This is a genomic window from Cupriavidus sp. 05N38 (assembly GCF_056397345.1).
The window spans coordinates 26309-51865 of record NZ_JBFTNF010000049.1; the positions used below are offsets into that span (position 1 = coordinate 26309).

Sequence of the window (25557 nt, forward strand, 5' to 3'; positions counted from 1 at the left end):
CTGCAACCGCCCGGAGATGCGCATGAGCCACGATCTGAAGGACTTCAGGCCCCTGGACCCGGGCCGCGTGAACACCATGGACGGCGTCGAAGTGCAGTACTGGTGCATGGCGCTCAACTGCACGTCGGCCGAACTGCAGGAAGCCGTGGCCAATGCGGGCGACCACATCTCCGCGGTGCGCGCGCGGCTCGAAGCGTTGTATCCGGAGAGGCGGCACGGATAGGCTGCCGGCGGCCTCCCTGCCGCGTGGCTGACAGGAGGGCCGGTACAGGCCGCTGCCGCCTCAGCGCAGCGGCTGCGGCGTGACGATATTGAAGCGCGGATCGAAGCTGTCCAGCATGCCGAACAGCGACGTGACGGCGCGCGGGTCCCCGCTGATGCGGATCGCGCCGCCCTGCACCGCATCGGCCACGCTCAGTTGCTTGAGGCTGATCTTGTCGAGCGTGGATTTTTCCAGTGTGATGGTCGCGGTGGGCTGCGCCGCCTGCGTGTCGGCAAGGTAAGTCAGGGCGCTGTTGCGCAAGGTCATTGCATAGCGCTGCTGCAGATCGGTGAAATTCCAGTTCAGCGTCATCTGCCTGCCGGCGGCCTTGTCGGCATTCAGGCGCGCGGCGAGAAAGTCGAAGAAATTCGGCACCGTCAGCGCACGGATCAGGTCGGGCGACCCCAGCCCGCCGGAGAATTTCTTGTCGACGCCATCGCGCAGTTCCTGCGCGCCCGTCAGATAGACGTTGCGCCAGGTGGCGTTCTCGCTCTGATAACCGAGTTGCTCGAGCGCATCGGCCTGCAGCGCGCGGGCGGCGGCGTTGTCGGGATCGGCGAACACCAGCTCGTTGCCGATCTGCGCCACCCAGCGGTATTCGCCGCGGGCATAGGCCTCGCGGGCCCTGGCGAGCACCGCTTCGGCGCCCCCCATCCATTCGATGGTCTTCCTGGCGGCCTGCACCGGCGGCAGGGGGTTCAGGTGCGCCGGGTTGCCGTCGTAGAAGCCGAGATAACGTTGGTAGACGGCGCGCACGTTGTGACTGACCGAGCCATAGTAATCGCGCGCGTACCATTTGCTGCCCAGCGGCTCGGGGAGCTTCTTCAGGGTCTCGGCAATGTCCAGCGGCGTCAGGCCCTGGTTCATCAGGCGCAGCGTCTGGTCATTCAGGTAGGCGTACATGTCGCGCTGGTCCGACAGCATCTCGACGATCTGCCCGCGCCCCCAGGTCGGCCAGTGATGCTGGCCGATCAGGATGTCGGTGCGCTCGCCGTAGCGCTGCAGGGACTGCCCGATGTAATACGACCAGGCCTTGGCATCGCGCACCTGGGCACCGCGCAGCGTCAGCAGGTTGTGCTGTGTGCGCACGGCATTCTCGGCGATGCACAGCGTGCGCAGCTGCGGGAAGTACAGGTTCATCTCCGCCGGCGCTTCGGTGCCGGGCGTGAGCTGGAATTCGATGTCGATGCCGTCGATACGCCGCGTATCGATGCTCTTGCCGATGAGGTCGGTGGGCGCGAGCAGCGTAATGGTGCCGCGCGCGGTCGCCTTGCCCAGGCCGACATCGACCAGGCCGGTGGCGCTCTGCGGCAACTGGGTACCGTACATGTACTGTGCGCGCCGGCCCATGGCATTGCCCGCCAGCACGTTTTCGCTGACGGCCTCTTCCATGAAACCGGCCGGCGCCAGGACAGCGACCTTGCCGCGTTTCACGTCGTCTTCGCTGACAATGCCCTTGGCCCCGCCGAAGTGATCGGCGTGGCTGTGCGTGTAGATGACCGCGACTACCGGCTTGCGCGGCCGGTTGGCGTAGTACAGGTCCAGGGCGGCCCGCGCCGTCTCGGCGCTCAGCAAGGGATCGATCACGATCAGGCCGGTGTCGCCCTCGACGATGTCCATATTGGAGATATCGGCGCCGCGCACCTGGTACAGGCGGTCGGTGACCTTGAACAGGCCGGCTTCGTTGTTGACCTGCGCCAGCCGCCACAGGCTCGGGTTCACCGTGGGCGGCGCCGCGCCCTGCTCGAAGGCGTAGGCATCGAAGTCCCATACCACGCGGCCATCCGCGGCGCGGATGACGCGTTCGGGAAAGCGCGCCACCAGGCCGCGGCGGGCATCTTCGAAATCCTGGCGGTCATTGAACGGCAGCGCCTGCTGCCACGCCGCATTGGCGCTGGCCGTCAGGGGGGTGGCAGGTCCGGCGGCACGCGCGGCGCCCGGGTGGGTGGCAAACCACGCGGCAGACGCGGCGGCAAGGGCGAGCGCAAGGGGGCGGGCAACGAGCATCATGGATGGAAAGCCTCGGAGGGTACAGCGAGACGCTTATTTGAGCCTTCCCACACATATAATTCAATTGCAAAATACGTATCCCATCGATGCATTGAGCGCATACCTTGAACCTCAAGCGGCTTGAACACCTGATCGCAGTGGCCGAGGAAGGATCGCTGGCCGGCGCCGCCCGCCGCGTCCACCTGAGCCAGCCGGCGCTCACGCGCAGCATCCAGGCCCTGGAAGACGAGGCAGGCGTGGCCCTGTTCGACCGGGGCGCGCGCGGCGCGACACTGACCACGACCGGCAGGATGGTGACGGAAAGAGCGCGGCGCATCCTGTTCGAGACGCACTGCCTGGAGCGCGACCTGGCCCTGGTGCAACAGCATGAGATGGGCAGCGTGCGGCTCGGACTGGGCCCGTTCCCGGCGGCGATCCTGCTGCCCGACATGCTGTGCGCCCTGCATCGCGACTGGCCGAAGCTGCGCATCGCGACCGAGGTCAATCATGCCGCGGCGCTGCTGGCGGGCCTGAATGCGGAAAAGCTGGATTTCCTGGTGGTGGAGCAAAGTACCATCCCCGTGGTGGCGGAGCTGGAGATGAAGCCCCTGCGGCCGGAGCCGGCGGGCTATTTCGTGCGTGCCGGCCACCCGCTCTGCGGCACGCCGGTCACGCCCGCGCAATTGCGCCAGGTGGCCCTGGTATCCGTGCTGTTCCCGGCGGAAACGCATGAGCGCCTGCGCCGGCTGCTGCGCTGCAAACCCGGCGAGGACCTGCCACTGCAGGTCGAAAGCAACGATTTCCGTGCGCTGACACACCTGACCAGCCATTCCGACGTGGTGCTGCTGGCGCCGACGCGCGCCCTGCGCGCCGAACTGGAAGCCGGCACGCTGGCCCAGCTCGATACGCAGGAGATTCCGGCGAACGGCCTGCGCTTCGCCATCGTGCGGCTGGCGCAGCGTACGCTGTCGCCGGCGGCCGAGCGGGCGGTGGCGGCCATCGAAGCGGTGGCCTGACGGCCGTAGCCGCCTGAGGCGGTGGCTGAGGCTGTGGCGGCCGGATCCGGTGCGCTCACTGCTGCGCCTGCGCCCGTCTGCGTGCCAGCGAGATGGCATAGGCAGCCTGGCGGGCCGCGAAGATTTCATCGGGCGGGCGCCCGATGCCGTCGGCAAGATTGCTCGGGTTGAAGATGGTTTCGTCGCACGGTGCGTTGTTCTCGATCGCATTGATCGTGATCGTGCCCAGCCGTACCGATTCGCGGCTATCCTCGTCCGGCCATCGCATGGTCGCATCCATGGTCGGATCCCCGGGACGGCCCAGCAAGGCCAGCACGTCGAACCTGAAGCCACCCGCGGCGATCCGCGCCTCGAGATCCCGGTAGAGGAAATCCGCCGGCTTGTCCTTGGCCTGCTCGTCCGACAGCGTCACGTCCCCGCCGGGCGGAACGACCTTGAACTTGATGAAGCGCACTTCCGCCCTGGCATTGGTGGCGGGAAACGCATGGACGCCCCAGTAGGTCGTTCCCGCGAAGCTGGCGGGAAGCGGTCTGGCGGCGACGAAGCTGGCCTGGTTCAGCGTTTCCGGATTGGCGGCGGAGAATGCCTTGACCTTCTCCGGATCCGGCTTGCCGTCCGGCCCCGGAACGCGCGCCCTGAGGAAGGCGAGCATCTGGTCGAGCGTTTTCGCRAAGTGCACCGGCGCGTTCTCCACCAGGATGTCCGATGTATGGCCGGCCTCACCCAGCTTGAACGCGAAGCCACGCAGCACCAGCTTGTTGGTGTCCGCCACGTTCGGGTTGCCGCCGCCAAGCGAGAACCGGCCAATGACGGGCGACGCCCGCGTGAAGCTCAGTGACCGGGTGACCTGGGCGGCCTGCGGCGACGGGGCATAGGTGCCGCGCACGCACTGGCCTTTGGCAAAGCTGGCGCGTGCCTTTGGGGGATCGCCTGCAACGGCTTTCAGTGTTTCCACGATCACCGCCGGATCGGCATGCACGACCGGGCCGGCGGGTTGCGCTTGTTGCGCGTTCGATGCCGGCATGCACAGGCCGCCCCCGCAGATGGCCAAAACTATCTGGCCCAAGGCTTTCGCCCGTCTGGTTTGCGCGTTCATCCCCTGGCCTCCTTCCGGTCCCGCACGAGCATCCGTATCGGGGCGCGACAAACTGAGATGAGCTAAAGCATAGACGGCAATGGCGCAATGGCCGGCCCCGAAGCACCGCTTTCTCGTATCGGCATGCAAGCGCGGTTCACGACAATCCGTGGGGGAAGATTCGCTTTGCGGCCCGTTCGAGTCCGATCCCGCCGCCTCCACGTGCCGGGCGCCCCCGTGCGGACCGGCCGTGCCGCCACCCGACACCCCTCCTTAGGGGGAATCGGATGCGCAACCTGCCAAGTCGCCTTCTGTGCCCTTGCCGCGATGAATCCGATAGAATCCAGCCTTTCCGATTCGTGCAACGCGAACCGGCGAATCCAAGCGCGGCATTCACGGGAATGGAGGGACATGAAAACAGCGGCTTTCAGCCTGCCACGCTGGCGTTCTACAACGTGGTTGTGCGACCCCGGCCCGAACGTTCCCGAAGACATTCGCGTAAAGCTGATCGGAAGCCTGTTCGGCACCCTGCCCATCTTCGCCGGCGGCGTGCTCAACACCATCGCCGTCGCCATGGCGATCGCCTGGCGGGACCCCAGCACGGCCTTCCTTGCGTGGGTCGTCATCGAGATCCTGCTCTGCGGCACGCGCCTGTGCCTCCTGGTCGCGGCGCACCGCGCTTCGGCGGCGGGCCGCCATACCTTCACCGATGTCTACGTGATCCTCGCCGTGCTGTGGGGCGCGAGCGTGGGCTACGGTGCGTTCATCAGCATCCTCAGCTCGGACTGGGTGGCGGCAACGCTTTCCTGCCTGTCCGCGGCCGCCATGGTGGGCGGCATCTGCTTCCGCAATTTTGGCGCGCCGCGGCTGGTCGCGATCATGATCCTGCTGTCCCTCGGGCCCTGCTGCATCGCCGCCCTGCTTTCGGACGAGACCGTGCTGCGCCTGACGCTCGTGCAGATCCCGTTCTATCTCGTTGCCATGAGCATCGCAGCCTTCCACCTGAACCGGCTGCTGGTATCGACGATGAAGGCGGAGCGGGAAAACGACCATCGCGCGCGCCATGACGCCCTGACCGGCCTGCCGAACCGAGCGGGACTGGTTCACGCGTCCGCGCATTTGTACAAGGCGGACCAGATCGACGAAGGAAAGACGGCGGTCCTGTACATGGACCTGGACGGCTTCAAGCCCGTCAACGACCGGCACGGACATGAGGCCGGCGACCAGCTGCTGGTGACGCTAGGCAAGTGGCTCGATGCGCTGAAAGGTCCGGACGACATGGTCTTTCGCATCGGCGGGGACGAATTCGTCGTCATCGTGCGCGCCCGCGACGAAGCCGGCGTCGCCTTGTTCGCCGACCGGCTGATCAGCGAAGTGCCCGCCCCCTTCACGCTGGCGCCCAATGTTTCGGTGAGGATCGGCGTCAGCGTCGGGGTCGCACTCATTCCGGAGCATGGCACCGACGTCATGGGCGCGCTCACGGCCGCCGACAAGGCCCTCAACCTGGCCAAGCTCAACGGCAAGGCCAAGTGGACGCTCGCATCCTAGCAGCGACACCCTTGCGCCGGCGCGCTGCCGTGCGGATGCGACCGGAAGCGACCGGAGGCGACTGACTAGCCAGCCTGCGCGGCCTCGCGCGGGCCAGCGAAATGCCCGGGCCTGGCCACGCCGAAGCCCTGTGCATAGTCCACGCCAAGGGCGCGCAGCTTTGCGAGCTTCGCATCGCTGTCCACCCATTCGGCGATGGTCTTCTTGCCCATGGCATTGGCGATGCGCTGAATTGCCTCGATCACCACCAGATTGACCGGATCGCCGAACATCTCGTTGACAAAGCCGCCATCGATCTTGATGTACTCCGTCGGCAGGTGCTTGAGATAGGCGAAGGACGACATGCCGGCGCCGAAATCGTCGAGGGCAAAGCTGCACCCCTTGTCCTGCAGTTGCTCGATGAAGGTGGCGGCCTGCGCCAGGTTGCCGATGGCCGCCGTCTCCGTGATCTCGAAACAGACGTGCCGCAGGGGAATGCCGTGGCGCGCCGCGCGCTCGGCGATATAGGCAGGCAGGAGCTGGTCGCCCAGGGACGCTCCGGACAGGTTGATCCCGCATACCGCGATATCGCCCGGCCGGTCACCAAGGCAGCCCGCCAGCGCGGCAAACCCGGCTTCGATCACCCAGCGATCCAGCGCGGGCATGAGGTTGTAGCGTTCGCAGGCAGGAATGAATGCCATGGGCGGAACCAGTTGCCCGGCGTCATCGAGCATGCGCAAGAGCAGTTCGACATGCCGGCCCTGTGCGCCGCCGGCCTGCAAGGGCGCGATCTCCTGAGCGTGCAGGCAGAAGCGGCCGGCTTCCAGGCCGGTGTGGATCCGGCTCACCCATTCCATCTCGCCGTGCAGCGCGCGCACGGCCTCGTCACGCTGGCGATATACCTGGACGCGGTTGCGCCCCCGCTCCTTGGCCAGGTAACAGGCGGCATCGGCGGCGCTGAGCGCCTCGGCCACCTGGGACATGTCGCGATCCAGGCTGATCATGCCGATGCTCGCGCTCACGGCGAAAGTGCGCTGGCGATGCACGAAGCGAAAACGTGCAATCGCCTCGCGCATGGCTTCGGCCACGCGCTCGCCATTGTCGACATGGCAGCCATCGAGCAGCACGCCGAACTCGTCGCCGCCCAGCCGCGCCAGGGTATCCGATTCCCGCAACGTGGCGCGCATGACGACCGCGAGCTGCCGGATCAGTTCGTCTCCGGCGGCATGGCCGCAAGTGTCGTTGACTACCTTGAACTGGTCCAGGTCGAGGTACATCAGGGTATGCGTGCAGTCTTCGCTGCGAACGCGCCGCATTGCTTCGGCCAGGCGGCGTTCGAACTCGATGCGGTTGACCAGCCCGGTCAATGCATCGTGACTGGCCTCGTGGGACAGGCGCGCGGCGTCGGCCCGCTCGCTGCTGACATCGTGCAGCACCAGCACGGCGCCAGTGCAGGTCCGGTCGGCATGATGGATCAGCGCCACCGACAGCTTGACCGCGATCGGGGCGCGCTCGGGCCGCTCCAGCAGCAACGTGGAGAACCGCGGCCACGTCTTCTGCAGCACGGCGGCCCCCAATCCTGTCAACGGACTCCGGCTGGCCTCATCGCTCAGCGGACAGACCACATGCAGCGGCCTGCCTTTCGCGTCCGCGCTGTGCCACCCGGTCAGCAGTTCCGCCGCCGGATTCAATGCGTCGACATGGCCGTGCACGTCGACCGTGATGACGGCATCCCCGATCGCCTGGAGGGTAACCTGTGCCCGTTCCTTCTCGGCGAGCAGTTGTGCTTCGGCTCGTTTCTGATCGCTGATATCGGTAAGCGAGCCCGCCATCCGCCGGGCGTGACCGGCGGCGTCGCGCACCATGCGCCCGCGCGAGCGCACCCACAGGTAGCCACCGGCCCTGTTGCGCAGCCTGAACGAGCAGTCATAGGGAATGCCTTCGCGCAGATGCCGGCGCATCTGCGACTCGACGCAGGCAAGATCGTCGGGATGGCAATGCGCGCGTACCGTGCCGAGCAATCTTGGCAGCTCATGCTCCTCATAGCCGAGCATCTGCGCGCAGCGCGCCGAGAAATAAAGCGCATCGCTGCGCAGGTCCCAGTCCCACAGCCCGTCGTTGCTGCCGCTGATCGCCAGTGCCAGGCGCTCTTCGCTACGCGCCAGTGCTTCGCGCAGCAGCAGTTCCTTGCGCACGGAGCGGTTCGCCATCAGGATGCCGGGAAGCATGAGGAGGATCGCCGCGATGCCGATGCCCGGCATCAGCAGATTGCGCACCTGCCGCGAGATCTCGCCAAGCGAATAGGAGAAGGCCGCCTCCAGCGGCGTGAGCCGGTCGTCCGTTTCCCCTATGCGTTGCAGGAGCAGCCTGATCTCACCCTTATCTGCCGCCTCGGCCGCCTCGGCCCGCACGCTGGCATGCAACTGATCCGCGAGATCGCGCAGGGCCAGCACTTCATTGTCGGCGCGGCCCCAGATCGCAAGCGCGCGATCGATCGCCGGCAATCGCCCGAAATGGCGCATGAGCCGGATCATGCCGGAAATATCGTCGACGTGATTGCCCCCGGCAAGCAGCCCGGCCGCGGCCTTGTCGTAGTCAAGCCGATCGCTGGCAAATTCGAGCCTGGCCTGCCGGTCGCCAAGCGGTACCGCGATCGCGCGTTCGTAGGCGCGGAATTCCGCCTCGTCATGGCTGTCGGCGTACCGCATCAGGTGCATCACGGCTGCTTTCTGCCCCTTGCTCCACAAGCTCTCTCCGCCGACATAGGCGCGCGCGGCGGACAGCATGTCCACGCTGAAACCGGAGAGCAGCACCAGGATCAGCATGATCGGCAGGAACGGCCATATCACACGCAGGTCATGTCTTCCGCCCAAGGGGTATCGGCGCACTTGCCGCGCCGCGGCCCGGAGCGCCGATACCCTCGTGCGCAGGCAGGCTTGCGCCGCGCCCAAGGAAGCGCCAAGCGACCGGCCCAGTTCGTGACGTATCGAACTGGTGTTGAGTGCGCTTCCAAGTCCGAGTACCGGAACCATTCTCATGCCTCTCAAATATCGGAAAGGATCAATCGCTCTGACCCTTGCCCGCCTGAACCAGACTGGTCGGAAACGGTCCGCGGGAGCGCCCGTCTCCGGTTCGGGATACTTCGGCGGCCGGCCGCCGTTGCCCGCGGCCGCCGGCCTTTTGCAACGCGTGTTGCGGGTCAATACGGGCCCAGGCACAGCTCCGATAATCGCCTTGTGGAGGCTGCGATTACCCATCATGCCCAGGCTTGTCTCAACTTGTCGGCATGGACCTTGAATTCTTTAGCTTCTTTAGCATTTGAATTTCAGACAATGGAAAAAACAGTACGACGACCGACCCACTCACATTGGATTGGATTGATAAATACCGAATTTGAGTTATTCCCGCGCGCGGCTGCCGGCCACGGAGATTGGCTGTCGCACCGGCCTGCCATGCGGGAGTCGTCCGGGCGTACCGCCGGAAATGCCGGAAATGGCGGGTCCGGGCGAGGAATGGCATCCGCATTGCCCTGCGGGCGCGATGCGGGCAATTGAACCAGGAATGCAGCCGGAAAATGATTGGCCGCTGTTCGGAAAGGATATTAGCCAGAGCTGCAGGATGAACGTGGATTCCGCATGAATTTCCCGGATCGCGTTTTACCTGGCATCACTCTTTATTATCCTGACGTCACATGCATGATGGAAACGCCTGGCTGGTCGCCTCCCCCGGCCGCCGCGGCATTTCCCGGTCTGTGCAGCGAATTCGCCCGACAGCGGAAAGGCTCTCGGCTGCAAGACCGGCGACCGGCTGGTGATCCGGCGGCGAAAGCAAGAGAGCTCCGGTCATGCGGAGCTCTCTTGCTTGCCCGATTCCGGAACGCACAGCCTCGTCAGGGCAGGACTGGCGTGGCAACGGCACTATTTGTCCATGCTGGCGCCGGGTGATTTCTTCTCGACGGGTGYCTTTGCAGGTGCCTTCTTGGCCGGCGCCCCCGAGTCCGTGAGCGCGGAGGCCGTGTTCTGCTTGGCACCCTGGGTGTACGGGTCGAACTTGTCATTGGCCCGCGCGGTGTCCGGCACGTAGCCGTCCTTGTTGGTGGTGCGCTGGGCATCAGGAACGTAGCCGTCCTTGTTGGTAGCCCGCTGGGGGTCTGGAACGTAGCCGTCCTTATTGGTACTGCGCATATTGTAGTCATACCGGTCGGCAGGATTCGCAGGGCCGGCGGCGTGGACGACACCAGGGACGAGAACAGCAATTGCCAATGCGATAGCGATCTTCATAGATAACTCCTTCCATTCAACGTCCATGGCCCCTGGCGCCAGCCTGGCGCGACGGTCCCCGATAGCGTAGCCGCCGGCCCTGCCAAGTTCCAGTGAGCGTTTCTGACCTTCAACCGTGGCTGGGCACCTGTGAAAATCCGGCTTGCGATGGAGTCGGTGCGATTCGCCGCGCAGACTATCAGTATAGGCCGGCCAGGCAGCACCACGCCGGGAAGACCTCCGGCAGCCGGAGCGAAAGCCCGGCACGTTCCCCTTGCATCACACCGCAACCTTTGCCATCCAAGGTATGGCATACGCCATATTGAAAAGCGCGCGGCGCGCAGAGCCAATCGTCAGCACCGCGCCACGGCCGGGCGCTAGCCCGCAACGGCAACGAACCCCGCGATCTCCGCCAGCACCGCCGAATGCAATGCCTCGCGGCTCGCCGGCATCGCCAGGAACACGCTGTTATTGTTGTCCGACGACACGCATAGCCGGATGCGGCTGACGCGATCGCCGGGGCCGTACTGGGCGCGCAGGATCCGCGTGACCGAGGCCGGATGCCAGATCACCTCCCGCAGGAAATACGAGCGCCCGTCGCCGCGCTCGGCCGGGTCCGTGACGAGATCGAATTCCGTGGTCAGGATCGCGTGCAGTTCGTCTTTGTTCATCGTCGTGGTGCTGGCACGAAAGGCCAGACGGCGCAGCTTTCCTGCRCCGCCGGCAGTCCTCCGGGGAAACAATGCGCCGCGGCAGCGCTACGCGCGCAGGGACACCGCCAGTTCCCGCAACAGGCCGGCGCAATCGCCGCGCCACGCGCTGCCGTGCATGCAGGCGAGCGTGCGCGGTGCCAGCGATGCCAGCCGCTCGAGCATGGCGCCGGTGTCCGGCGCATGGGCATAGTAATCCATGGCGTGCCGGAAGGCTTCGCTCGGGCCCAGGATGTCGCCCTCGGTGAGGGCGGGATGCCGGGCACCGGGCTGGGTGAAGAGGTCGCTGCACAGCAGTGTCCCGGTCTGCTCTTCCATCAGCACGCCGCAGTCCCAGCCATGCGGGAGATGCGGCGTGGCCAGCCAGCGCACGGTATGCTTGCCGATGCAGCGTGCCTGCCCGTCCTCCAGCGCGGCCGCCTTGCGGTCTGCGAGATCATCGATGGAGACCATGGCGGCAACGGTGCCGCACAAGGGATGCGCCTGCGGCGCGATCGCCAGCCATTGGTTCAGCGATCCGCACTCGTCCGCCTCGAAGTGCGAGAACGAGACATGGCGCAGGCGTTCGGGCGGCATGACGCTGGCAACGGCCTCGCGCACCAGTTCGAACAGCTTGCGCGGACCAGTGTGGAACAGCAGCGGCTCGTCATCCAGCACCAGGTACTGGTTGAAGGAGAAGCCGCCCGGACCGCCTTCGATGATGACCGGCGTATTGATGCGGTAGATCCCGTCCGACACTTCGTGGACATTGGTGCCCGACAAGGCATTGGTGATCATTGGCAGTCTCCTTGATATCGGCGGCCGGTCGGCGCGGGCCGGTTTCTGCGGCGCCCCTCCCCGAGGGCCACTGCTCAGTCTAGGCGAGCGCGGTGGCCGGCGCCACGCCGGCGCCCGGCATCCGCCGTTGCCCCCGCCAACCCGATTTCCCATCTTGCAGTAGGATTGCGCCAGCGCGGAAACCGGCCACTGCCCGAGCCGCCCGCGACCTGCAAAACCTACCGGATCCAGGAGATACCGCATGCCTACCGATACCCCACGCACCGCCCTTCAACTGCGCTCGCTGATCAAAGGCAGCGGCGAGCTGGAATTGTCCCTGGCCAGCGTCGACGTGCCCGCGCCGGGCCCCGACGAGGTACTGGTCCGCATCGAAGCATCGCCCCTCAATCCGTCTGACCTGGGGCTGCTGTTCGGCGCGGCCGACATGAGCGCGGCAAAGGCCGGCGGAACAAAAAGCCAGCCGGTCGTGACCGCACGGGTGCCCGAGGGCGCGATGAAGGGCATGGCCGGCCGGCTCGACGAATCGATGCCGGTGGGCAACGAGGGTGCGGGCGTGGTGGTTGGCGCCGGCTCGTCCGCCGCGGCGCAGACGCTGCTCGGCAAGACCGTGGCGGTGCTTGGCGGCGCGATGTATTCGCAATACCGCTGCGTGCCGGTGGCGCAGTGCCTGGTGCTGCCGGAAGGGGCCACGCCCGCGCAAGGCGCTTCGTCGTTCGTCAATCCGCTGACGGCGCTGGGCATGGTCGAGAGCATGCGGCGCGAGGGGCACAAGGCGCTGGTGCATACTGCCGCGGCGTCCAACCTCGGCCAGATGCTCAACAAGATCTGCCAGAAGGACGGCATCGGCCTGGTGAATATCGTGCGCAAGCAGGAGCAGGCGGATCTGCTCAAGTCGCTCGGCGCGACCTATGTCTGCAACATGGCTTCGCCCACCTTCACGCAGGATCTGACGGACGCGATTGCCGCCACCGGCGCGACGATCGCCTTCGACGCCACCGGCGGCGGCAAGCTGGCCGGGCAGATCCTGGGCGCCATGGAAGCGGCCTTGAGCAAGACCGCCGGCGTCTACAGCCGCTATGGCTCCACGACGCACAAGCAGGTCTACCTCTACGGCGGCCTGGACACCAGCCCGACCGAGTTCGTGCGCAATTTCGGCATGGCGTGGAGCATGGGCGGCTGGCTGGTCTTCCCGTTCCTGCAAAAGATCGGGACCGAAGCGGCCAACGCACTCAAGGCGCGCGTGGTGGCGGAGCTGCATACGACCTTTGCCAGCCACTACGCCGGCGAGATCTCGCTGGCCGAGGCGCTGGACCTGGACCAGATCGCGGTCTATAACAAGCGCGCTACCGGCGAGAAGTTCCTGCTCAATCCGAACAAGGGCCTGGCGGACTGAGTCCCGGCAATCAGGAGCGGGGCCGTGCGGCCTCGCGGCCTTGTCGCCTTGAGGCTTTGCCCCCCTCTCCCATGAAATGGGCGAGGGGAGACAACACGCAGCATTGCCTGGCCCCGCTTCGGCCTGCCGTCACTCCGTGAAATCGGTACTCACGGTGACGTGCTCCCACTTGTCGATTTCCGCCGTCAACGCCTTGAGCTTCTCGCGCACGAAGCCGAGCGCGTCGGTGCCGAGCAGCAGGTGCACGGGCGGATCCTGCGCGGCCACCACGGCCAGGATCGCCTGCGCCGCCTTGCGCGGATCGCCGGGCTGCTTGCCCGAGCGGGCGGCGCGCGCGGCCCGCAGCGGCGCCAGCATGGTGGCGTAGTCCTCGATCTCCGAGGCCGTGCGCTGCATGGAGCGGCCGGCCCAGTCGGTGCGGAATGCGCCCGGCTCGATGGCCGTCACCTTGATGCCGAACTCGCGCACTTCCTTGGACAGCGCCTCGTTGATCCCCTCCAGCGCGAACTTGCTGGCGTTGTAGATGCCCACGCCGGGGAAGGTCATCRGCCCGCCCATGGAAGTCACGTTCAGGATATGGCCGCGGCGGCGCTGGCGCATATGGGGCAGGACCGCCTGCGCCACGCTGATGGCGCCGAACACATTGACGTCGAACTGCGCGCGGATATCCGCCGGCGTGGCTTCCTCGATGCTGCCTTCGTAGCCGTAGCCGGCATTGTTGACCAGCACGTCGATCTCGCCCACCTCGCGCTCGATCTGCGCCACCACGCCGGGGATGGCCGCGTCGTCGCGCACGTCGAGTATGTAGCCGAAGGACTGGCCCCTGGCCAGCGCGGCAAACTCGGCGCGCTGCGCTTCGTTGCGCAGCGTGCCCGCGACCTTGTCGCCCTGCGCGATGACGGCTTGCGCCAGCGCGCGCCCGAAACCGGTGCTCACGCCGGTAATGAACCAGGTTTTCATCACTTCTCTCCAGATGGTTTGCTTCAAAGGCCTTGCCCGATGGGTGCCACCGTGCCCGGCGGCACCCGCACAACGCAGTATGGATGTTGCGGACCGTATCAAGAAGACAGATAATCCAAAAGGACTTTGCAAGTAATTTGCATAATGAACCAAGCAGATTTCCAGGCCTTGTCGGTCTTTGCCCGGGTGGCGCAGGAACAGAGCTTCAGCGCGGCCGCCCGCGCGCTCGGCATCCCGGTGACATCGGTGAGCTATACCGTGCGCAAGATCGAGGAGCGGCTCGGCGCCCGCCTGCTCAACCGCACCACCCGCAGCGTCAGCCTGACCGAGGCGGGCGCCAGGTTCCTCACGCGGATCGCCCCGCTGCTGCAGGAACTGGAACTGGCGATGCACGACGTGTCCGGCGCCTCCAGCCGGTCGATGGGCACGCTGCGCCTGAACGTGCCCCATTCCGCCATCCCGCTGGTGATCCAGCCTGTGCTCAAGGACTTCCTGGACGCCTACCCGGACATCAATGTCGACGTGATCGCGGATAACAGCCTGGTGGATATCGTCGGCCGGGGCTTTGACGCGGGCATCCGCTACGACAATGTGCTGGATGAAGACATGGTGGTGGTGCCGCTGGTCACGCAGATGCGCTTCTGCGTGGCCGCCTCCGCCCGGTACCTGCAATCCAGGCCGAAGCCGCGCCATCCGCGCGACCTGCTCGCGCACGAATGCGTGAACTACCGCAGCGCGGACAGCGGCGCGCTGTACCGCTGGGAGTTCGAGAAGGCCGGCGAAAAGCTGCGCATGGCCGTGACCGGGCGCATCGCCACCAACGACAACGGACTGCTGCTGCAATCCGCGCTCGACGGCTTCGGCTTCACCTATATCCAGCACCGCATTGCCGAGCCGCATCTCCAGGCCGGCCGGCTGGTGAGCGTGCTGGACGGCTGGATCCCGCGCACCGGGCTCTATCTTTATTACTACAATCGGACGGGAATGCCGAAGAAGCTGCGCGTGTTCATCGACTTCGCCAAAGCGGCACTGGGCGACAGCAGCAGCTAGCCGGGCGCCGCCCCCGCCGACCACGGCGAGATGCAGCGCCGCTCGCTGGTGAACCGGCGCGCGTCCGGCTGGCCCGACCGCGCCTGCGGCGAAGCCCAAAGCCGGAGCCCGGGGCATGACGCGCGCGACCCGAGGCCGCAAAGGAGAAGGCATGAGCATCCATCTCGACCATCTCATGGTCCCGTCGCGCGACAAGGAAGCCGCGGCGGAGCTGCTGGCCGGCCTGCTCGGCGTGCCCTGGGCCAGAACCGGCATCGGGCCGTTCGCGCCGGTGTTCGTCAGCGACAGCCTGACCCTGGACTTCGACCAGTGGAGCGGCGAAATCCCCACGATCCACTACTGTTTCCGCGTGAGCCAGGACGAATTCGATATCATCCTCGCTCGCATCGCGGCCGCCGGCATCCCGTACCGCAGCAGCGTCCACGGCCCGGTCGACCACCAGGCCGACACGCGGCACGGCGGCAGCATCGTCTACTGGAACGAGCCCGACGGCCATCAATGGGAGCTGCTGACGGTGAGCTACGCGCGCCGCCCCTAGCGCGCGGGCGCGGCGGCATGCCCCGGCTTGCCATGGCTGCCAGGCCCCATCGGCCTATCGAACAAAACGACAACAGGAATCAACGTGCTTCTGAACGAACAATGGGTACTGGTCACCGGCGGCGCGCGCGGGCTCGGCGTGGCCATCACGCGGGCGCTGGCGCGCGAAGGCGCGGGCGTGGTGATCAACTACCACCGCAGCGAGACGCAGGCACGCCAGTTGGCCGAAGCGCTCGGCCCGCGCGCGATCGCGCTGCAGGGCGACGTCACCGATCCGGCGGCGGTCGCGCGCCTCTTCAGCCAGGCAAGGGAACGGACCGGCCAGCCCATCGTTGCCGTGGTCAACAACGCGCTGGCCGATTTCCGCTTCGACGGCGACGCGCGCCCCAGGATCGGCGAGATCGGCTGGGCGCGTTTCCAGCAGCAGATCGACGGCGCCCTGCGGGGCGCGCTCAACACCGTGCAGGCCGCGCTGCCCGGCATGCGCGAAGCCGGCTTTGGCCGCATCGTCAATGTCGGCACCAACCTGTTCCAGAATCCGGTGGTGCCCTATCACGACTACACCGCCGCCAAGGCCGCGCTGCTGTCGTTCACCCGTACCGCGGCCAATGACCTCGGCCCCGACGGCATCACGGTGAACATGGTGTCGGGCGGCCTGCTGCGCACCACCGACGCCAGCGCCGCCACGCCGGAAGCCGTGTTCGATCTCATCGCCGGCCTGACGCCGCTGCGCCGCGTGACCACGCCGGAGGAGTTCGCCGATGCAGTGGTCTACTTCCTGTCGCCGTGGGCGCGCGCGGTCACGGGGCAGAACCTGATCGTGGACGGCGGGCTGGTCAAGGGCTGAAGACCAAACCGGCCTTGCCCGGCCCGGTCTTGCCCGCGCGGCGCCCCTTTCATGGCGCGTCCGCGGCCGCAGTTCAGGTGAAGCTGCCGAAGATATCGTTCAGTTGCCGGGACGGCGTCGCGCCGCCCAGCCCTTCGAACGAACCGGCCTTGAGCTGTTCGGCGGCAGCCAGCATGCCGGCCCATGCCGCGCGTGCCAGCCCGCCGCCGACGCTGATGCGCCGCACGCCCAGGTCGGCCAGTTCGGCCACGCTCATCCCGGGACGCATCATCAGCACGTTGAGCGGCCTGGGCGCGACGGCGCGGACCATGGCCACGATATCGGCCTTCGCCACCACGCCGGGCGCGTACAGGCAATCGGCGCCGGCCTCGGCGAAGGCGACCAGCTTGTCGATGGCGGGCGCGAGCGCGGTGGGGTCGGCGAGCATGCCTTCGGTGCGGGCGACCAGGAGCACGTCTTCGCCCGAATCGTCGATGGCGGCACGCGCGGCGCGGATGCGCTCGACGGCGAGCGCCTTGTCATACAGCCCGCCGCCGCGCGCATCGAGATCCTCGATGGACAGGCCGGCCACGCCTGCCTGGACGGCGAGGCGCACATTGCCGGCCACGCCTTGCGGATCGTCGGCGAAGCCGGATTCGAAATCCGCATTGACGGGCAGGTCGACGGCGGCGCACAGGGCGGTCAGGTGCTGCAGCACGTCGTCGCGCCCGACCGCGTTGTCGGCGCGCCCCAGCGACCACGCCAGGCCCGAGCTGGTCGAAGCCAGCGCGCAAAAGCCAAGGTGCTGCAGCATGCGCGCGCTACCCACGTCCCAGGGATTGGGCAGCACGAAACAGCCCTGCTCGTGCAGGGCGCGGAAGGCGGCTCGCTTGCCGGCGGTGGTGCGGGTCATCGATGTCTCCTGTCCTGCTTTGTGTGCGATTGGCGCGGCGAGGCAAAAGGCAAAAGGCAAAACGCAAAAGGCGCCGGGCCGGGAAACTCTACTGCGAACGGCGGCGCAAGGCCAGCGCGCCGGTCAGCCGTCCTCGCGGCTTTCGAACGCATGCACGATCTCGTCGATCATGGCCCGCACGCGCGCGGTGTGGCGCAGGTCCTGGTGGGTGACGAGCCAGACCTCGTATTGCATGGCGTGCGTGCGCTCAGGCCAGATCCGCACCAGCCCTTCGCGCTCGGCCAGGTAGACCGGCACTTCGCCGATGGCGATGCCGGCCTTGATGGCCGTGCGCAGCATCAGGCTGGAATAGACGCCAGCAACGATACGGCCCGCGTGCATGGGCTCGCCGACCATCGTCGGCGCGCGGTTGCCGGTCATCAGCGGCTGGAAGACGACCAGGTCGTGACCGGCGAACGCGGTGCCGGCCACCGGCTCGCCGTGCCGCTCCAGGTAGGCGGGCGAGGCATACAGCCCGACCGGCCAGCGGGCCAGCCGGCGCGCCACCAGATCGGGGTTCTCCGGCTTCCTGGTCCTGACCGCGATATCCGCCTCGCGCCGTGCCAGGTTGAGCATGTTGGTGGACGTATTGAGCAGGATCTTCACATCGGGATGGGCGCCGTGCAGGTGGCCGATCGCGGGGATCAGGAACTCCAGCGCCAGCGAGTCCGTGGTAGTCACGCGCACCTCGCCTTCGAGCCGCGTATCCACGCCCTGCGCGTGCCTGACGAGGTCGTGCGCCGATTGCTCCATCTTCTCCGCCGAGCGCAGCACGGCCTCGCCCGCCGGCGTCAGCGCATAGCCGTCGGAAGTGCGCAGGAACAAGGTGGCGCCCAGCGCGCGCTCCAGCGCCCCGATGCGCCGGCCGACCGTGGCCTGGTCGAGCTCGAGCGTCCTGGCGGCGCGCCGCAGCGTCCGCTCCCGCTGCACGGCAAGAAAGATCCGGGTGTCGTCCCAGTTCATGAAGAGCTGCTCCTGTGCGATGCAAATTTGCATCTCTGAGATGGAATAATGCAGCATAAATTCGTCGCATTGCAAACCTATACTTGCCACATGCGACGCACAGGGCGTCTCCGGGAAAAACTCACATGAAACGCGCATGAAAGCCATCACCTTCAAGGAATTCGGCGAAGCCGACGTATTGCAGCTCGAAGAGGTGCCCGCTCCGGCGCTGCGCCCGCACGACCTGCTCGTGCGCAACCATGCCGCCGGCGTGAACCGCGCCGACCTGATCCAGCGGCGCGGCGGCTACGGCCGCCAGTCCTTCGGCGACTCGGACATCATGGGGCTGGAGATTGCCGGCGAAGTGATCGCGGCAGGCGCGGATGTCACCGGCTTCGCGCCCGGCGACCGCGTGATGGGCATCGTCGGCGGCGGCGCCTATGCGCAGGCCGCGCGCATCGACCACCGCATGGCCATGCGCATTCCGGACAGCATCGACTACGTGCGCGCCGCGGCGATCCCGGAGGTGTACGTCACCGCGCACGAGGCGCTGATCCACCTTGGCCGCGTGCAGGCAGGCGATGCCGTGCTGATCCACGCCGCGGCGGGCGGGGTGGGCTCGGCGGCGGTGCAGCTCGCGCATGCCGCGGGCGCCAGGGTGTTCGCCACCGCCGGCGCGGGCAAGCTCGGCCGCGTGCGCGAGCTGGGCGCCGACGTGGCCATTGACTACAAGGCGCAGGACTTCGCCGAGGCGGTGGCCCATGCGACGGACGGGCGCGGCGTGGATGTCGTCATCGACTTCATCGGCGCGCCTTACCTTGAGCGCAATGTGCGCTCGCTGGCGAACGGCGGCAGGCTGGTCCAGGTCGGGCTCATGGGCGGCATCGAGGGGGCTACGCTGCCGCTGGACCGGCTGCTCTACGGCCACCTGCAGATCATCGGCACGGTGATGAAGTCGCGCACGCCGCAGGCGAAGCACGCGATGACGCAACGCTTTGCCGAGCGCTGGCTGCATCGCTTCGCGGCGGGCGAGCTGTCGCCCGTGGTGGACAGCGTGTTCCCGCTCGCCGATGCCGCCGGCGCGCACCGCCGCATGGAGTCGAACCTGAGCGTGGGCAATATCGTGCTCGCGATCGACTGAAGGTCCCCGCGGGGCGGGGTACGGCTTGCCCTGTCCACCAGCGCTATACTCGCCACAAAGCGCCGCCATGCGCACAGGGCAAACGGGGAGAGACGGTGGACCGACTGCAAGCCATGAAGACCTTCGTCACCGTGGTGGAAACCGGCGGTTTCACCTCCGCCGCGCGCAAGCTCGATGTGTCGCCATCGGTCGTCAGCCGGATCGTCAATGAGCTGGAAGAGCATCTCGCCGTGCGCCTGCTGACCCGCACCACGCGGCTGGTGCGGCTGACCGATACCGGCTCGGCCTACTTCGAGAACTGCCGGCGCATCCTGGGCGAGATAGACGATGCCGAGCTGCTGGCCACCGGCTCCCATGCGGAGCCGCGCGGGCAACTCACCATCACGGCGTCGGTGTTGTTCGGCGCGGCGTACGTGATGCCGATCGTCACCGAGTATCTGCAGCGCTATCCGGATGTCGACGCCACCTGCCTGCTGCTCGATCGCGTGGTCAACCTCGTCGAAGAAGGCATCGACGTAGGCATCCGCATCGGCGAGCTGCCCGACTCCTCGCTGCAGGCCGTGCCGGTGGGCAGCGTGCGGCGCGTGCTGTGCGCGGCGCCCGCCTATCTCGAGCGCCACGGCGCGCCGCGGTCTCCGGACGATCTCGGCCGGCACACCCTCATCATGGCCAGCGGGGTCTCGGCTTCGCCGGAGTGGCGCTTCAACCGCGCCGACAGCCTGGTCCCGACGCGCCTTGAACCGCGCCTTGTCACCACCACCAACGATTCGGCCATCGTCGCCGCGATGGCCGGCTTCGGCATCGTGCGCCTGCTGTCGTACCAGGTTGCCGCACAGCTTGGCGCCGGCACGCTGCAGGTCGTGCTGGGCGATTTCGAGCCGCCCGCGCTGCCCGTCAACGTCATCCACCGCGAAGGCCGGCATGCCACGCGCAAGGTGCGCGCCTTCCTCGACCTCGCCATCGACGCGCTGCGGGCCGACCCCTCCCTGCACTGAGGCGCGCCGGGCGCCGGCCCGCCTTCCCTTCCTCCGGCAGACCGCAGCCCCATCCACGCCGGCGCCTGGCGCCCGGCGCGCCTCATTGTTGGGCCAGCGAGAAGAATCCTTTCTCGCCGGGGCCGTTTTTCCCGGACGGCAGCGGACCTAAGATGACTTCACGCACTCAGGCAAGACGCAAACGGCCACCCCGGCACGGCGCAGACAGCTTGCGGCGGTTCCCTCTCAAACGCTCCCAAGGAATCCAGTCATGAAGGTCTACCACCACCCGCTCTCCGGCCATTCGCACCGCGTCCGCCTGTTTGTCTCGCTGATCGGCGCCGATGCCGAGCTCGTCCTGGTCGATCTCGCCAAAGGCGAGCACAAGGCGCCCGCCTTCCTCAAGCTCAATCCGTTCGGCCAGGTGCCCGTGCTGGTCGACGGCGACACCGTGATCACCGATTCGAACGCGATCCTGGTGTACCTGGCCACCAAGCTGGGCAAGACCGACTGGCTGCCGGCGTCGCCCGCCGGTGCCGCCGCGGTGCAGAAATGGCTGTCGGTCGCCGCCGGCGAGATCGCCTACGGCCCCGCCGCCGCGCGCCTGATCACGGTCTTCGGCGCGGGCTTCAATGCCGAGGAAGTCATCGCGCGCGCCCACGCCATCCTCAAGGGCGTCGACGCGGCGCTGGCCGCCTCGCCGTGGCTTGCGGCGGACCACCCCACCCTGGCCGACGTGGCGCTGTACGGCTACATCGCCCGCGCCCCCGAAGGATTCGTCGACCTGGCCGCGTACGCCAACGTCAATGCCTGGCTGGCACGCGTCGAGGCCCTGCGCGGCTTTGTCGAATTCCAGACCACGCCCGCCGGCCTGGCCGCCTGACAGCAAGAACACGCCGCGGCCCGCGTGCCGCGGCAAGGAGATCGCCATCATGTCGCAGTCCCCGCTATCCGCACCCGCGCAGCTCCCTCCCCTTCCCTGGCATGCGGGCGAGCGCGTGCTGCAGGAGCGCGCCGGCGTCGCCCGCAAGATGGACGAGCTCGGCCGGCGCTTCGTGCGCGACCATATGCCGGAGCAGCATCGCGAGTTCTTCGCGCAACTGCCGGTCGTGGTGCTGGGCGCGGTCGATCCCGACGGCAACGCCTGGGCCACGCTGCGCGCCGGCGCGCCGGGCTTCCTGCACTCCCCGCACGACAAGGCGCTCGATCTCGGCCTGGCGCGCGACGCGGCCGATCCGGCCGAGCGCGGCATGGAGCACGGCGACGCCATCGGCCTGCTGGGCATCGACCTGCTGACCCGGCGCCGCAACCGGCTCAACGGCACCATCCGCCGCGAGGCATCCGGGCCCGGCGCCACGGTATTCGCGATCGCCGTGGGGCAAAGCTTCGGCAACTGCCCGCAATACATCCAGCAGCGCAACTTCGCCTTCACGCGCGATCCCGGCACGCCCGGCATCATCGCGCCGCAGCGCGCGGGCGGGCTGGATGCGCGTGCCCGTGCGCTGATCGCCGGCGCCGATACCTTCTTCGTGGCTTCCTACGCGGACCTGCCGGACGGCAGCCGGCAGGTGGACGTGTCGCATCGCGGCGGCAAGCCTGGCTTCGTGCGGCTGGACGACGACGGCGGCATGACCATTCCGGATTTCTCCGGCAACCTGTTCTTCAACACGCTGGGCAATTTCCTCCTCAACGCGCGCGCCGGGCTGGTGTTCGCGGACTTCGCCACCGGCGAGTTGCTGCAGATGACCGGCACGGCGGAAGTCATCCTCGATTCGCCTGAGATCGCCGCCTTCCAGGGCGCGGAGCGCCTCTGGCGCTTCAGGCCCGCCAGCGTCGTGCGGCGCGCGGATGCCCTGCCGCTGCGCTGGGTGCCGCAAGCCGACGGCACGTCGCCCGCGGTCGAACTCACCGGCAACTGGGACGAGGCGGCCGAGCGCCTGCGCGCCCGCTCGCTCAGCACCGCCTGGCGGCCGTTCCGCGTGACGCGGCTGGTCGAGGAAAGCATGGGCATCCGCTCCTTTCACCTCGAACCTGCCGACGGCGCCGGACTGATCCCCCACCTTGCCGGGCAGTACCTGCCGATCCGCGTGACGACGGGTTCGCCGCCGGCGCCGGCGATCCGGACCTATACGCTCTCGTCGGCGCCGTCGGACAGCGTCTACCGCATCAGCGTCAAGCGCGAAGGCGCCGTATCGCAGCACCTGCACGACAATTTCAGGGTCGGCGACATCGTCGAGGTGCGCCCGCCGGCCGGTGCCTTCACCATCGATGCCGCCGAACACCGCCCCGCCGTGCTGCTGGCCGCGGGCATCGGCGTCACGCCCATGCTGGCCATGCTGCGGCACCTGGTCTACGAAGGGCTGCGCACCCGTCATGTCCGCCCGGCCTATTTCTTCCATGCCGCTCGCACGCTGGCCGAGCGCGCCTTCGCACGCGAACTGACGGCGCTGGCCGATGGCGCGCAAGGCGCGGTGCAGTACATCCGCGTGCTGAGCGACCCGCGCGACGCCGAGCCGCAGAAGGACTTCGACGAGGCCGGCCGCATCGACACCGACCTGTTGCGCCGGCACCTGCCGTTCGGCGACTACGACTTCTACCTGTGTGGCCCGGGGCCCTTCATGCAGTCCCTCTACGACGGCCTGCGCGCGCTCAACGTGGCCGATGACCGCATCCATGCGGAAGCCTTCGGGCCGGCCGCGCTGCACCGCCGCCGCGACACGCATGCGCAAGCCGTGGTCGCGCCCGAGCCCGGCCCCAGGCCCGCCACGGCGCCGGTGCCGGTGGTCTTCACGCGCTCCGGCAAGGAAGCCCGCTGGTCGCCGGACGCCGGCTCGCTGCTGGAGCTGGCCGAACAGCGCGGACTGGCGCCCGACTTCGGCTGCCGCAACGGCAGTTGCGGCACCTGCCGCACGCGCGTCGTGCAGGGCGCGGTGGCCTATCTCGAAGCGCCGGAATTCGACGTGCCTCCCGGCGAAGCGCTGATCTGCTGCGCGGTGCCGGCCGCGCCGGCGGACGATGCGGCGGCAACCGCGCCGTTGCAGCTCGCGCTCTGATCGCAGGCCGCCGCGAGGCGGCCTGGCATGAATGGCGCCGGTCCCGGCCGACGCCGCCGCGCCCTTGCGCCTCGCGCGCCCCATGCGTCACCAGGCTCCCCGCAAACCCTTTCCCAGCCTGGACCGAGACCTGCCTCACTGCCATCGGCGGGAGCTTGCATAGTCGCCAAAACAATCTACAAACATTGTTTTTGTATATTTTTTAGACTAGCATTCCTGCCAACGGCCGCCATCCGGCGGTCGCCCGATCCCACTTCAGAGACAGGAACCCCGATGCGTTACGTCCGCTTTATCCTCGATGGCAAGAAATTCCTGGGCGCCCGCGAGGGCGACAAGATCCGCATCCTCGGCGAGGATTCGCTCGAGTCGCTGCTGGCGGCCGGCGTGGACCTGGAAACCTACGCGGCCGGGCGCACCGGCGGCCGGCTCGTCGCGGAAGCGGACATCACCTTCCTGCCCGTGGTCGAGCATCCGTCCAAGATCTTCTGCATCGGCCTGAACTACGCGGACCACACCAAGGAAAGCAAGTACGAGCAGCCGGCCTACCCCACCATCTTCCCCCGCTACGACACCAGCCTGGTCGGCCACGGCCAGCCCATCATCCGTCCGCGCGTGTCGGACACGCTGGATTACGAAGGCGAGCTGGCCGTGGTGCTGAAGAAAGGCGGCCGCCATATCTCCAGGGAAGACGCGCTGGACTGCATTGCCGGCTATGCGCTGTTCAACGACGGCTCCGTGCGCGAATACCAGTTCCTGTCGCCGCAGTGGACGGTGGGCAAGAACTTCGATGCCACCGGCGCCTTCGGCCCGGAACTGGTCACGGCCAGCGAAGTGCCGGCCGGCGGCAAGGGCCTGCTGCTCGAAACCCGCCTGAACGGCAACGTGGTGCAGTCCGCCAGCACCGACACCATGATCTTCGACATCGCCACGCTGATCTCGGTGATCAGCGAAGCCATCACGCTGGAGGCGAGCGACGTCATCGTGACCGGCACCCCGAGCGGCATCGGCTGGGCGCGCGAGCCCAGGCTGATGATGAAGCCGGGCGACGTGTGCGAAATCTCGGTAACCGGCTTCGCCCCGCTGCGCAATACCATTGCCGACGAGGCCGCAGCCGCCGGCACCGTCAGGGCAGCCATCGCCGCCTGAGCCGGCTCGCGGAGGAGACACATGGATAAATACAATGACAATGGCCGGCCCAAGGCCGCCGTGCACTCGCTCGACCACTATGCCCTGACCGTGCCGGACCTGGCGCAGGCCGGGCATTTCCTGTGCGCGTTCGGCCTGGCGGTGACGCCGCGGCAGGACCGCCTCGACGTCATGGCGCAGGACGAGCACGTGTGGGCGAAGTTCTTCGCCGGGGAGCGYAAGGCGCTCGCCTACCTGAGCTTCAACTGCTTCGCGGGCGACTTCGATGCCATCCGCCGGCAAGTGCTCGACGCCGGTGCGACCTTCGCCGACGGCGGCGCGCATGTCACGCCGGAGGGACTGTGGTTCTTCGATGCCGACGGCAACCTCATCCAGGTCAAGGTTGGCCCCAAGACTTCACCCAGCGCCAAGAGTCCGCTCGACAGCGTGCATGGCCCRGCCGACGCGCGCGGCGCGCGCTTTCGCAGCGGCGTGAAGACGGTGYGCCCGCGGCGACTGTCGCATGTGCTGCTGTTCACGCCGGGCGTATCGCGCGCACTGGCCTTCTACGAGAACGCGCTGGGCCTGCGCCTGTCGGACCGCTCGGGCGAAGGCATCGCCTTCACGCATGCGCCGCACGGCAGCGACCATCACCTGCTGGCCTTTGCCGGCAGCCCGGCGCGCGGCTGGCACCATGCCGCGTGGGATGTCGCCAGCATCGACGAAGTGGGCCAGGGCGCCGCGCAGATGGCGGCGGCCGGCTACAAGGAGGGCTGGGGCACCGGCCGGCATGTGCTGGGCTCCAACTTCTTCCACTACGTGCGCGATCCGTGGGGTTCGTTCTGCGAGTATTCGGCGGATATCGACTACATCTCTGCCGGGCAGGACTGGCCGGCCGGGGATTTCCCGCCGGAAGACTCGATGTACCAGTGGGGTCCCGACGTGCCGCCCTGCTTTATCCACAACACCGAGGCCTGACGGCGGCACGG

The 25557-nt window shown here is 67.6% G+C and carries 22 protein-coding genes; 13 read left to right on the forward strand and 9 right to left on the reverse strand.

What is annotated here, in order from left to right:
* Window positions 1-22: 22 nt before the first annotated feature.
* Window positions 23-223, forward strand: a complete 201-nt coding sequence (locus tag AC1DK4_RS28650; protein ID WP_441621136.1) for a DUF3606 domain-containing protein — start codon at window positions 23-25, stop codon at window positions 221-223.
* 60 nt (window positions 224-283) lie between these two features.
* On the opposite strand, the gene AC1DK4_RS28655 is transcribed toward AC1DK4_RS28650, so the two are convergent.
* Window positions 284-2269: an alkyl/aryl-sulfatase gene (locus AC1DK4_RS28655; protein ID WP_441621197.1), complete on the reverse strand. Its 1986-nt coding sequence runs from the start codon at window positions 2267-2269 to the stop codon at window positions 284-286.
* A gap of 107 nt (window positions 2270-2376) precedes the next feature.
* On the opposite strand from AC1DK4_RS28655, the gene AC1DK4_RS28660 reads away from it, so the two are divergent.
* On the forward strand, window positions 2377-3267 hold the full coding sequence (locus AC1DK4_RS28660) for a LysR family transcriptional regulator (protein ID WP_441621138.1): 891 nt from the start codon (window positions 2377-2379) through the stop codon (window positions 3265-3267).
* A gap of 55 nt (window positions 3268-3322) precedes the next feature.
* On the opposite strand, the gene AC1DK4_RS28665 is transcribed toward AC1DK4_RS28660, so the two are convergent.
* The gene (locus tag AC1DK4_RS28665) at window positions 3323-4492 is read right to left on the reverse strand and encodes a catalase family peroxidase (RefSeq protein ID WP_441621140.1); all 1170 of its coding nucleotides are present in this window, start codon (window positions 4490-4492) and stop codon (window positions 3323-3325) included.
* Between the two features lie 261 nt (window positions 4493-4753).
* Between AC1DK4_RS28665 and AC1DK4_RS28670 the strand changes: the two genes are divergently transcribed.
* Window positions 4754-5890 carry a GGDEF domain-containing protein gene (locus AC1DK4_RS28670; RefSeq protein ID WP_441621142.1) on the forward strand — a complete coding sequence of 379 codons (1137 nt, stop codon included), beginning with the start codon at window positions 4754-4756 and terminating at the stop codon, window positions 5888-5890.
* A 65-nt stretch (window positions 5891-5955) separates the two neighbouring features.
* Here AC1DK4_RS28670 and AC1DK4_RS28675 read toward each other — a convergent pair whose 3' ends face one another.
* The 4 genes from AC1DK4_RS28675 to AC1DK4_RS28690 form a co-directional block, all read right to left on the reverse strand.
* Entirely contained in the window at window positions 5956-8742 is a 2787-nt protein-coding gene (locus AC1DK4_RS28675; RefSeq protein WP_441649967.1) for an EAL domain-containing protein, read from the reverse strand.
* Window positions 8743-9786: 1044 nt separating this feature from the next.
* The gene (locus AC1DK4_RS28680) at window positions 9787-10149 is read right to left on the reverse strand and encodes a hypothetical protein (protein ID WP_477131923.1); all 363 of its coding nucleotides are present in this window, start codon (window positions 10147-10149) and stop codon (window positions 9787-9789) included.
* 356 nt (window positions 10150-10505) lie between these two features.
* Window positions 10506-10799 (reverse strand): hypothetical protein, encoded by a 294-nt coding sequence (locus AC1DK4_RS28685; RefSeq protein ID WP_441621148.1) that lies wholly within the window; start codon window positions 10797-10799, stop codon window positions 10506-10508.
* An 87-nt stretch (window positions 10800-10886) separates the two neighbouring features.
* Window positions 10887-11615: an oxygen-binding di-iron domain-containing protein gene (locus AC1DK4_RS28690; RefSeq protein WP_441621150.1), complete on the reverse strand. Its 729-nt coding sequence runs from the start codon at window positions 11613-11615 to the stop codon at window positions 10887-10889.
* A 241-nt stretch (window positions 11616-11856) separates the two neighbouring features.
* On the opposite strand from AC1DK4_RS28690, the gene AC1DK4_RS28695 reads away from it, so the two are divergent.
* Window positions 11857-13008, forward strand: coding sequence for a zinc-binding dehydrogenase (locus AC1DK4_RS28695; protein ID WP_441621152.1), 1152 nt, complete (start codon window positions 11857-11859; stop codon window positions 13006-13008).
* Window positions 13009-13137: 129 nt separating this feature from the next.
* On the opposite strand, the gene AC1DK4_RS28700 is transcribed toward AC1DK4_RS28695, so the two are convergent.
* Window positions 13138-13968, reverse strand: coding sequence for an oxidoreductase (locus tag AC1DK4_RS28700; RefSeq protein WP_477131924.1), 831 nt, complete (start codon window positions 13966-13968; stop codon window positions 13138-13140).
* A 144-nt stretch (window positions 13969-14112) separates the two neighbouring features.
* Here AC1DK4_RS28700 and AC1DK4_RS28705 point away from each other — a divergent pair, with 144 nt between their 5' ends.
* The 3 genes from AC1DK4_RS28705 to AC1DK4_RS28715 all read left to right on the forward strand — a co-directional run bounded on the left by AC1DK4_RS28705 (window position 14113) and on the right by AC1DK4_RS28715 (window position 16402).
* Window positions 14113-15018: a LysR family transcriptional regulator gene (locus tag AC1DK4_RS28705; protein ID WP_441621155.1), complete on the forward strand. Its 906-nt coding sequence runs from the start codon at window positions 14113-14115 to the stop codon at window positions 15016-15018.
* A 151-nt stretch (window positions 15019-15169) separates the two neighbouring features.
* Complete coding sequence (locus AC1DK4_RS28710) at window positions 15170-15556, forward strand: VOC family protein (RefSeq protein ID WP_441621157.1); 387 nt, start codon at window positions 15170-15172, stop codon at window positions 15554-15556.
* 84 nt (window positions 15557-15640) lie between these two features.
* Complete coding sequence (locus tag AC1DK4_RS28715; RefSeq protein WP_441621158.1) at window positions 15641-16402, forward strand: 3-oxoacyl-ACP reductase; 762 nt, start codon at window positions 15641-15643, stop codon at window positions 16400-16402.
* Window positions 16403-16475: 73 nt separating this feature from the next.
* On the opposite strand, the gene AC1DK4_RS28720 is transcribed toward AC1DK4_RS28715, so the two are convergent.
* Together AC1DK4_RS28720 and AC1DK4_RS28725 are read right to left on the reverse strand one after the other, a co-directional pair.
* Complete coding sequence (locus tag AC1DK4_RS28720) at window positions 16476-17294, reverse strand: isocitrate lyase/PEP mutase family protein (RefSeq protein WP_441621160.1); 819 nt, start codon at window positions 17292-17294, stop codon at window positions 16476-16478.
* Window positions 17295-17417: 123 nt separating this feature from the next.
* The gene (locus AC1DK4_RS28725) at window positions 17418-18296 is read right to left on the reverse strand and encodes a LysR family transcriptional regulator (protein ID WP_477131925.1); all 879 of its coding nucleotides are present in this window, start codon (window positions 18294-18296) and stop codon (window positions 17418-17420) included.
* Window positions 18297-18432: 136 nt separating this feature from the next.
* On the opposite strand from AC1DK4_RS28725, the gene AC1DK4_RS28730 reads away from it, so the two are divergent.
* The 6 genes from AC1DK4_RS28730 (at window position 18433) to AC1DK4_RS28755 (ending at window position 25546) form a co-directional block, all read left to right on the forward strand.
* The gene (locus tag AC1DK4_RS28730; protein ID WP_441621164.1) at window positions 18433-19416 is read left to right on the forward strand and encodes an NAD(P)H-quinone oxidoreductase; all 984 of its coding nucleotides are present in this window, start codon (window positions 18433-18435) and stop codon (window positions 19414-19416) included.
* 95 nt (window positions 19417-19511) lie between these two features.
* The gene (locus AC1DK4_RS28735; RefSeq protein ID WP_441621166.1) at window positions 19512-20411 is read left to right on the forward strand and encodes a LysR family transcriptional regulator; all 900 of its coding nucleotides are present in this window, start codon (window positions 19512-19514) and stop codon (window positions 20409-20411) included.
* Window positions 20412-20661: 250 nt separating this feature from the next.
* The gene (locus AC1DK4_RS28740; RefSeq protein ID WP_441621168.1) at window positions 20662-21273 is read left to right on the forward strand and encodes a glutathione S-transferase family protein; all 612 of its coding nucleotides are present in this window, start codon (window positions 20662-20664) and stop codon (window positions 21271-21273) included.
* A 49-nt stretch (window positions 21274-21322) separates the two neighbouring features.
* Window positions 21323-23443 (forward strand): 2Fe-2S iron-sulfur cluster-binding protein, encoded by a 2121-nt coding sequence (locus AC1DK4_RS28745; protein ID WP_441621170.1) that lies wholly within the window; start codon window positions 21323-21325, stop codon window positions 23441-23443.
* Window positions 23444-23716: 273 nt separating this feature from the next.
* A complete protein-coding gene (locus AC1DK4_RS28750; RefSeq protein ID WP_441621172.1) occupies window positions 23717-24589 on the forward strand; it encodes a fumarylacetoacetate hydrolase family protein in 873 nt (290 codons plus the stop codon).
* Between the two features lie 21 nt (window positions 24590-24610).
* Complete coding sequence (locus tag AC1DK4_RS28755; RefSeq protein WP_477131926.1) at window positions 24611-25546, forward strand: VOC family protein; 936 nt, start codon at window positions 24611-24613, stop codon at window positions 25544-25546.
* Window positions 25547-25557 lie beyond the last annotated feature (11 nt).

Coding starts and splice junctions, on each gene's coding strand:
- AC1DK4_RS28650 (WP_441621136.1), top strand. CDS start 23: ATGAGCCACGATCTGAAGGACTTCAGGCCCCTGGACCCGGGCCGCGTG.
- AC1DK4_RS28655 (WP_441621197.1), bottom strand. CDS start 2,269: ATGCTCGTTGCCCGCCCCCTTGCGCTCGCCCTTGCCGCCGCGTCTGCC.
- AC1DK4_RS28670 (WP_441621142.1), top strand. CDS start 4,754: ATGAAAACAGCGGCTTTCAGCCTGCCACGCTGGCGTTCTACAACGTGG.
- AC1DK4_RS28685 (WP_441621148.1), bottom strand. CDS start 10,799: ATGAACAAAGACGAACTGCACGCGATCCTGACCACGGAATTCGATCTC.
- AC1DK4_RS28690 (WP_441621150.1), bottom strand. CDS start 11,615: ATGATCACCAATGCCTTGTCGGGCACCAATGTCCACGAAGTGTCGGAC.
- AC1DK4_RS28695 (WP_441621152.1), top strand. CDS start 11,857: ATGCCTACCGATACCCCACGCACCGCCCTTCAACTGCGCTCGCTGATC.
- AC1DK4_RS28705 (WP_441621155.1), top strand. CDS start 14,113: ATGAACCAAGCAGATTTCCAGGCCTTGTCGGTCTTTGCCCGGGTGGCG.
- AC1DK4_RS28710 (WP_441621157.1), top strand. CDS start 15,170: ATGAGCATCCATCTCGACCATCTCATGGTCCCGTCGCGCGACAAGGAA.
- AC1DK4_RS28720 (WP_441621160.1), bottom strand. CDS start 17,294: ATGACCCGCACCACCGCCGGCAAGCGAGCCGCCTTCCGCGCCCTGCAC.
- AC1DK4_RS28725 (WP_477131925.1), bottom strand. CDS start 18,296: ATGAACTGGGACGACACCCGGATCTTTCTTGCCGTGCAGCGGGAGCGG.
- AC1DK4_RS28730 (WP_441621164.1), top strand. CDS start 18,433: ATGAAAGCCATCACCTTCAAGGAATTCGGCGAAGCCGACGTATTGCAG.
- AC1DK4_RS28740 (WP_441621168.1), top strand. CDS start 20,662: ATGAAGGTCTACCACCACCCGCTCTCCGGCCATTCGCACCGCGTCCGC.
- AC1DK4_RS28745 (WP_441621170.1), top strand. CDS start 21,323: ATGTCGCAGTCCCCGCTATCCGCACCCGCGCAGCTCCCTCCCCTTCCC.
- AC1DK4_RS28750 (WP_441621172.1), top strand. CDS start 23,717: ATGCGTTACGTCCGCTTTATCCTCGATGGCAAGAAATTCCTGGGCGCC.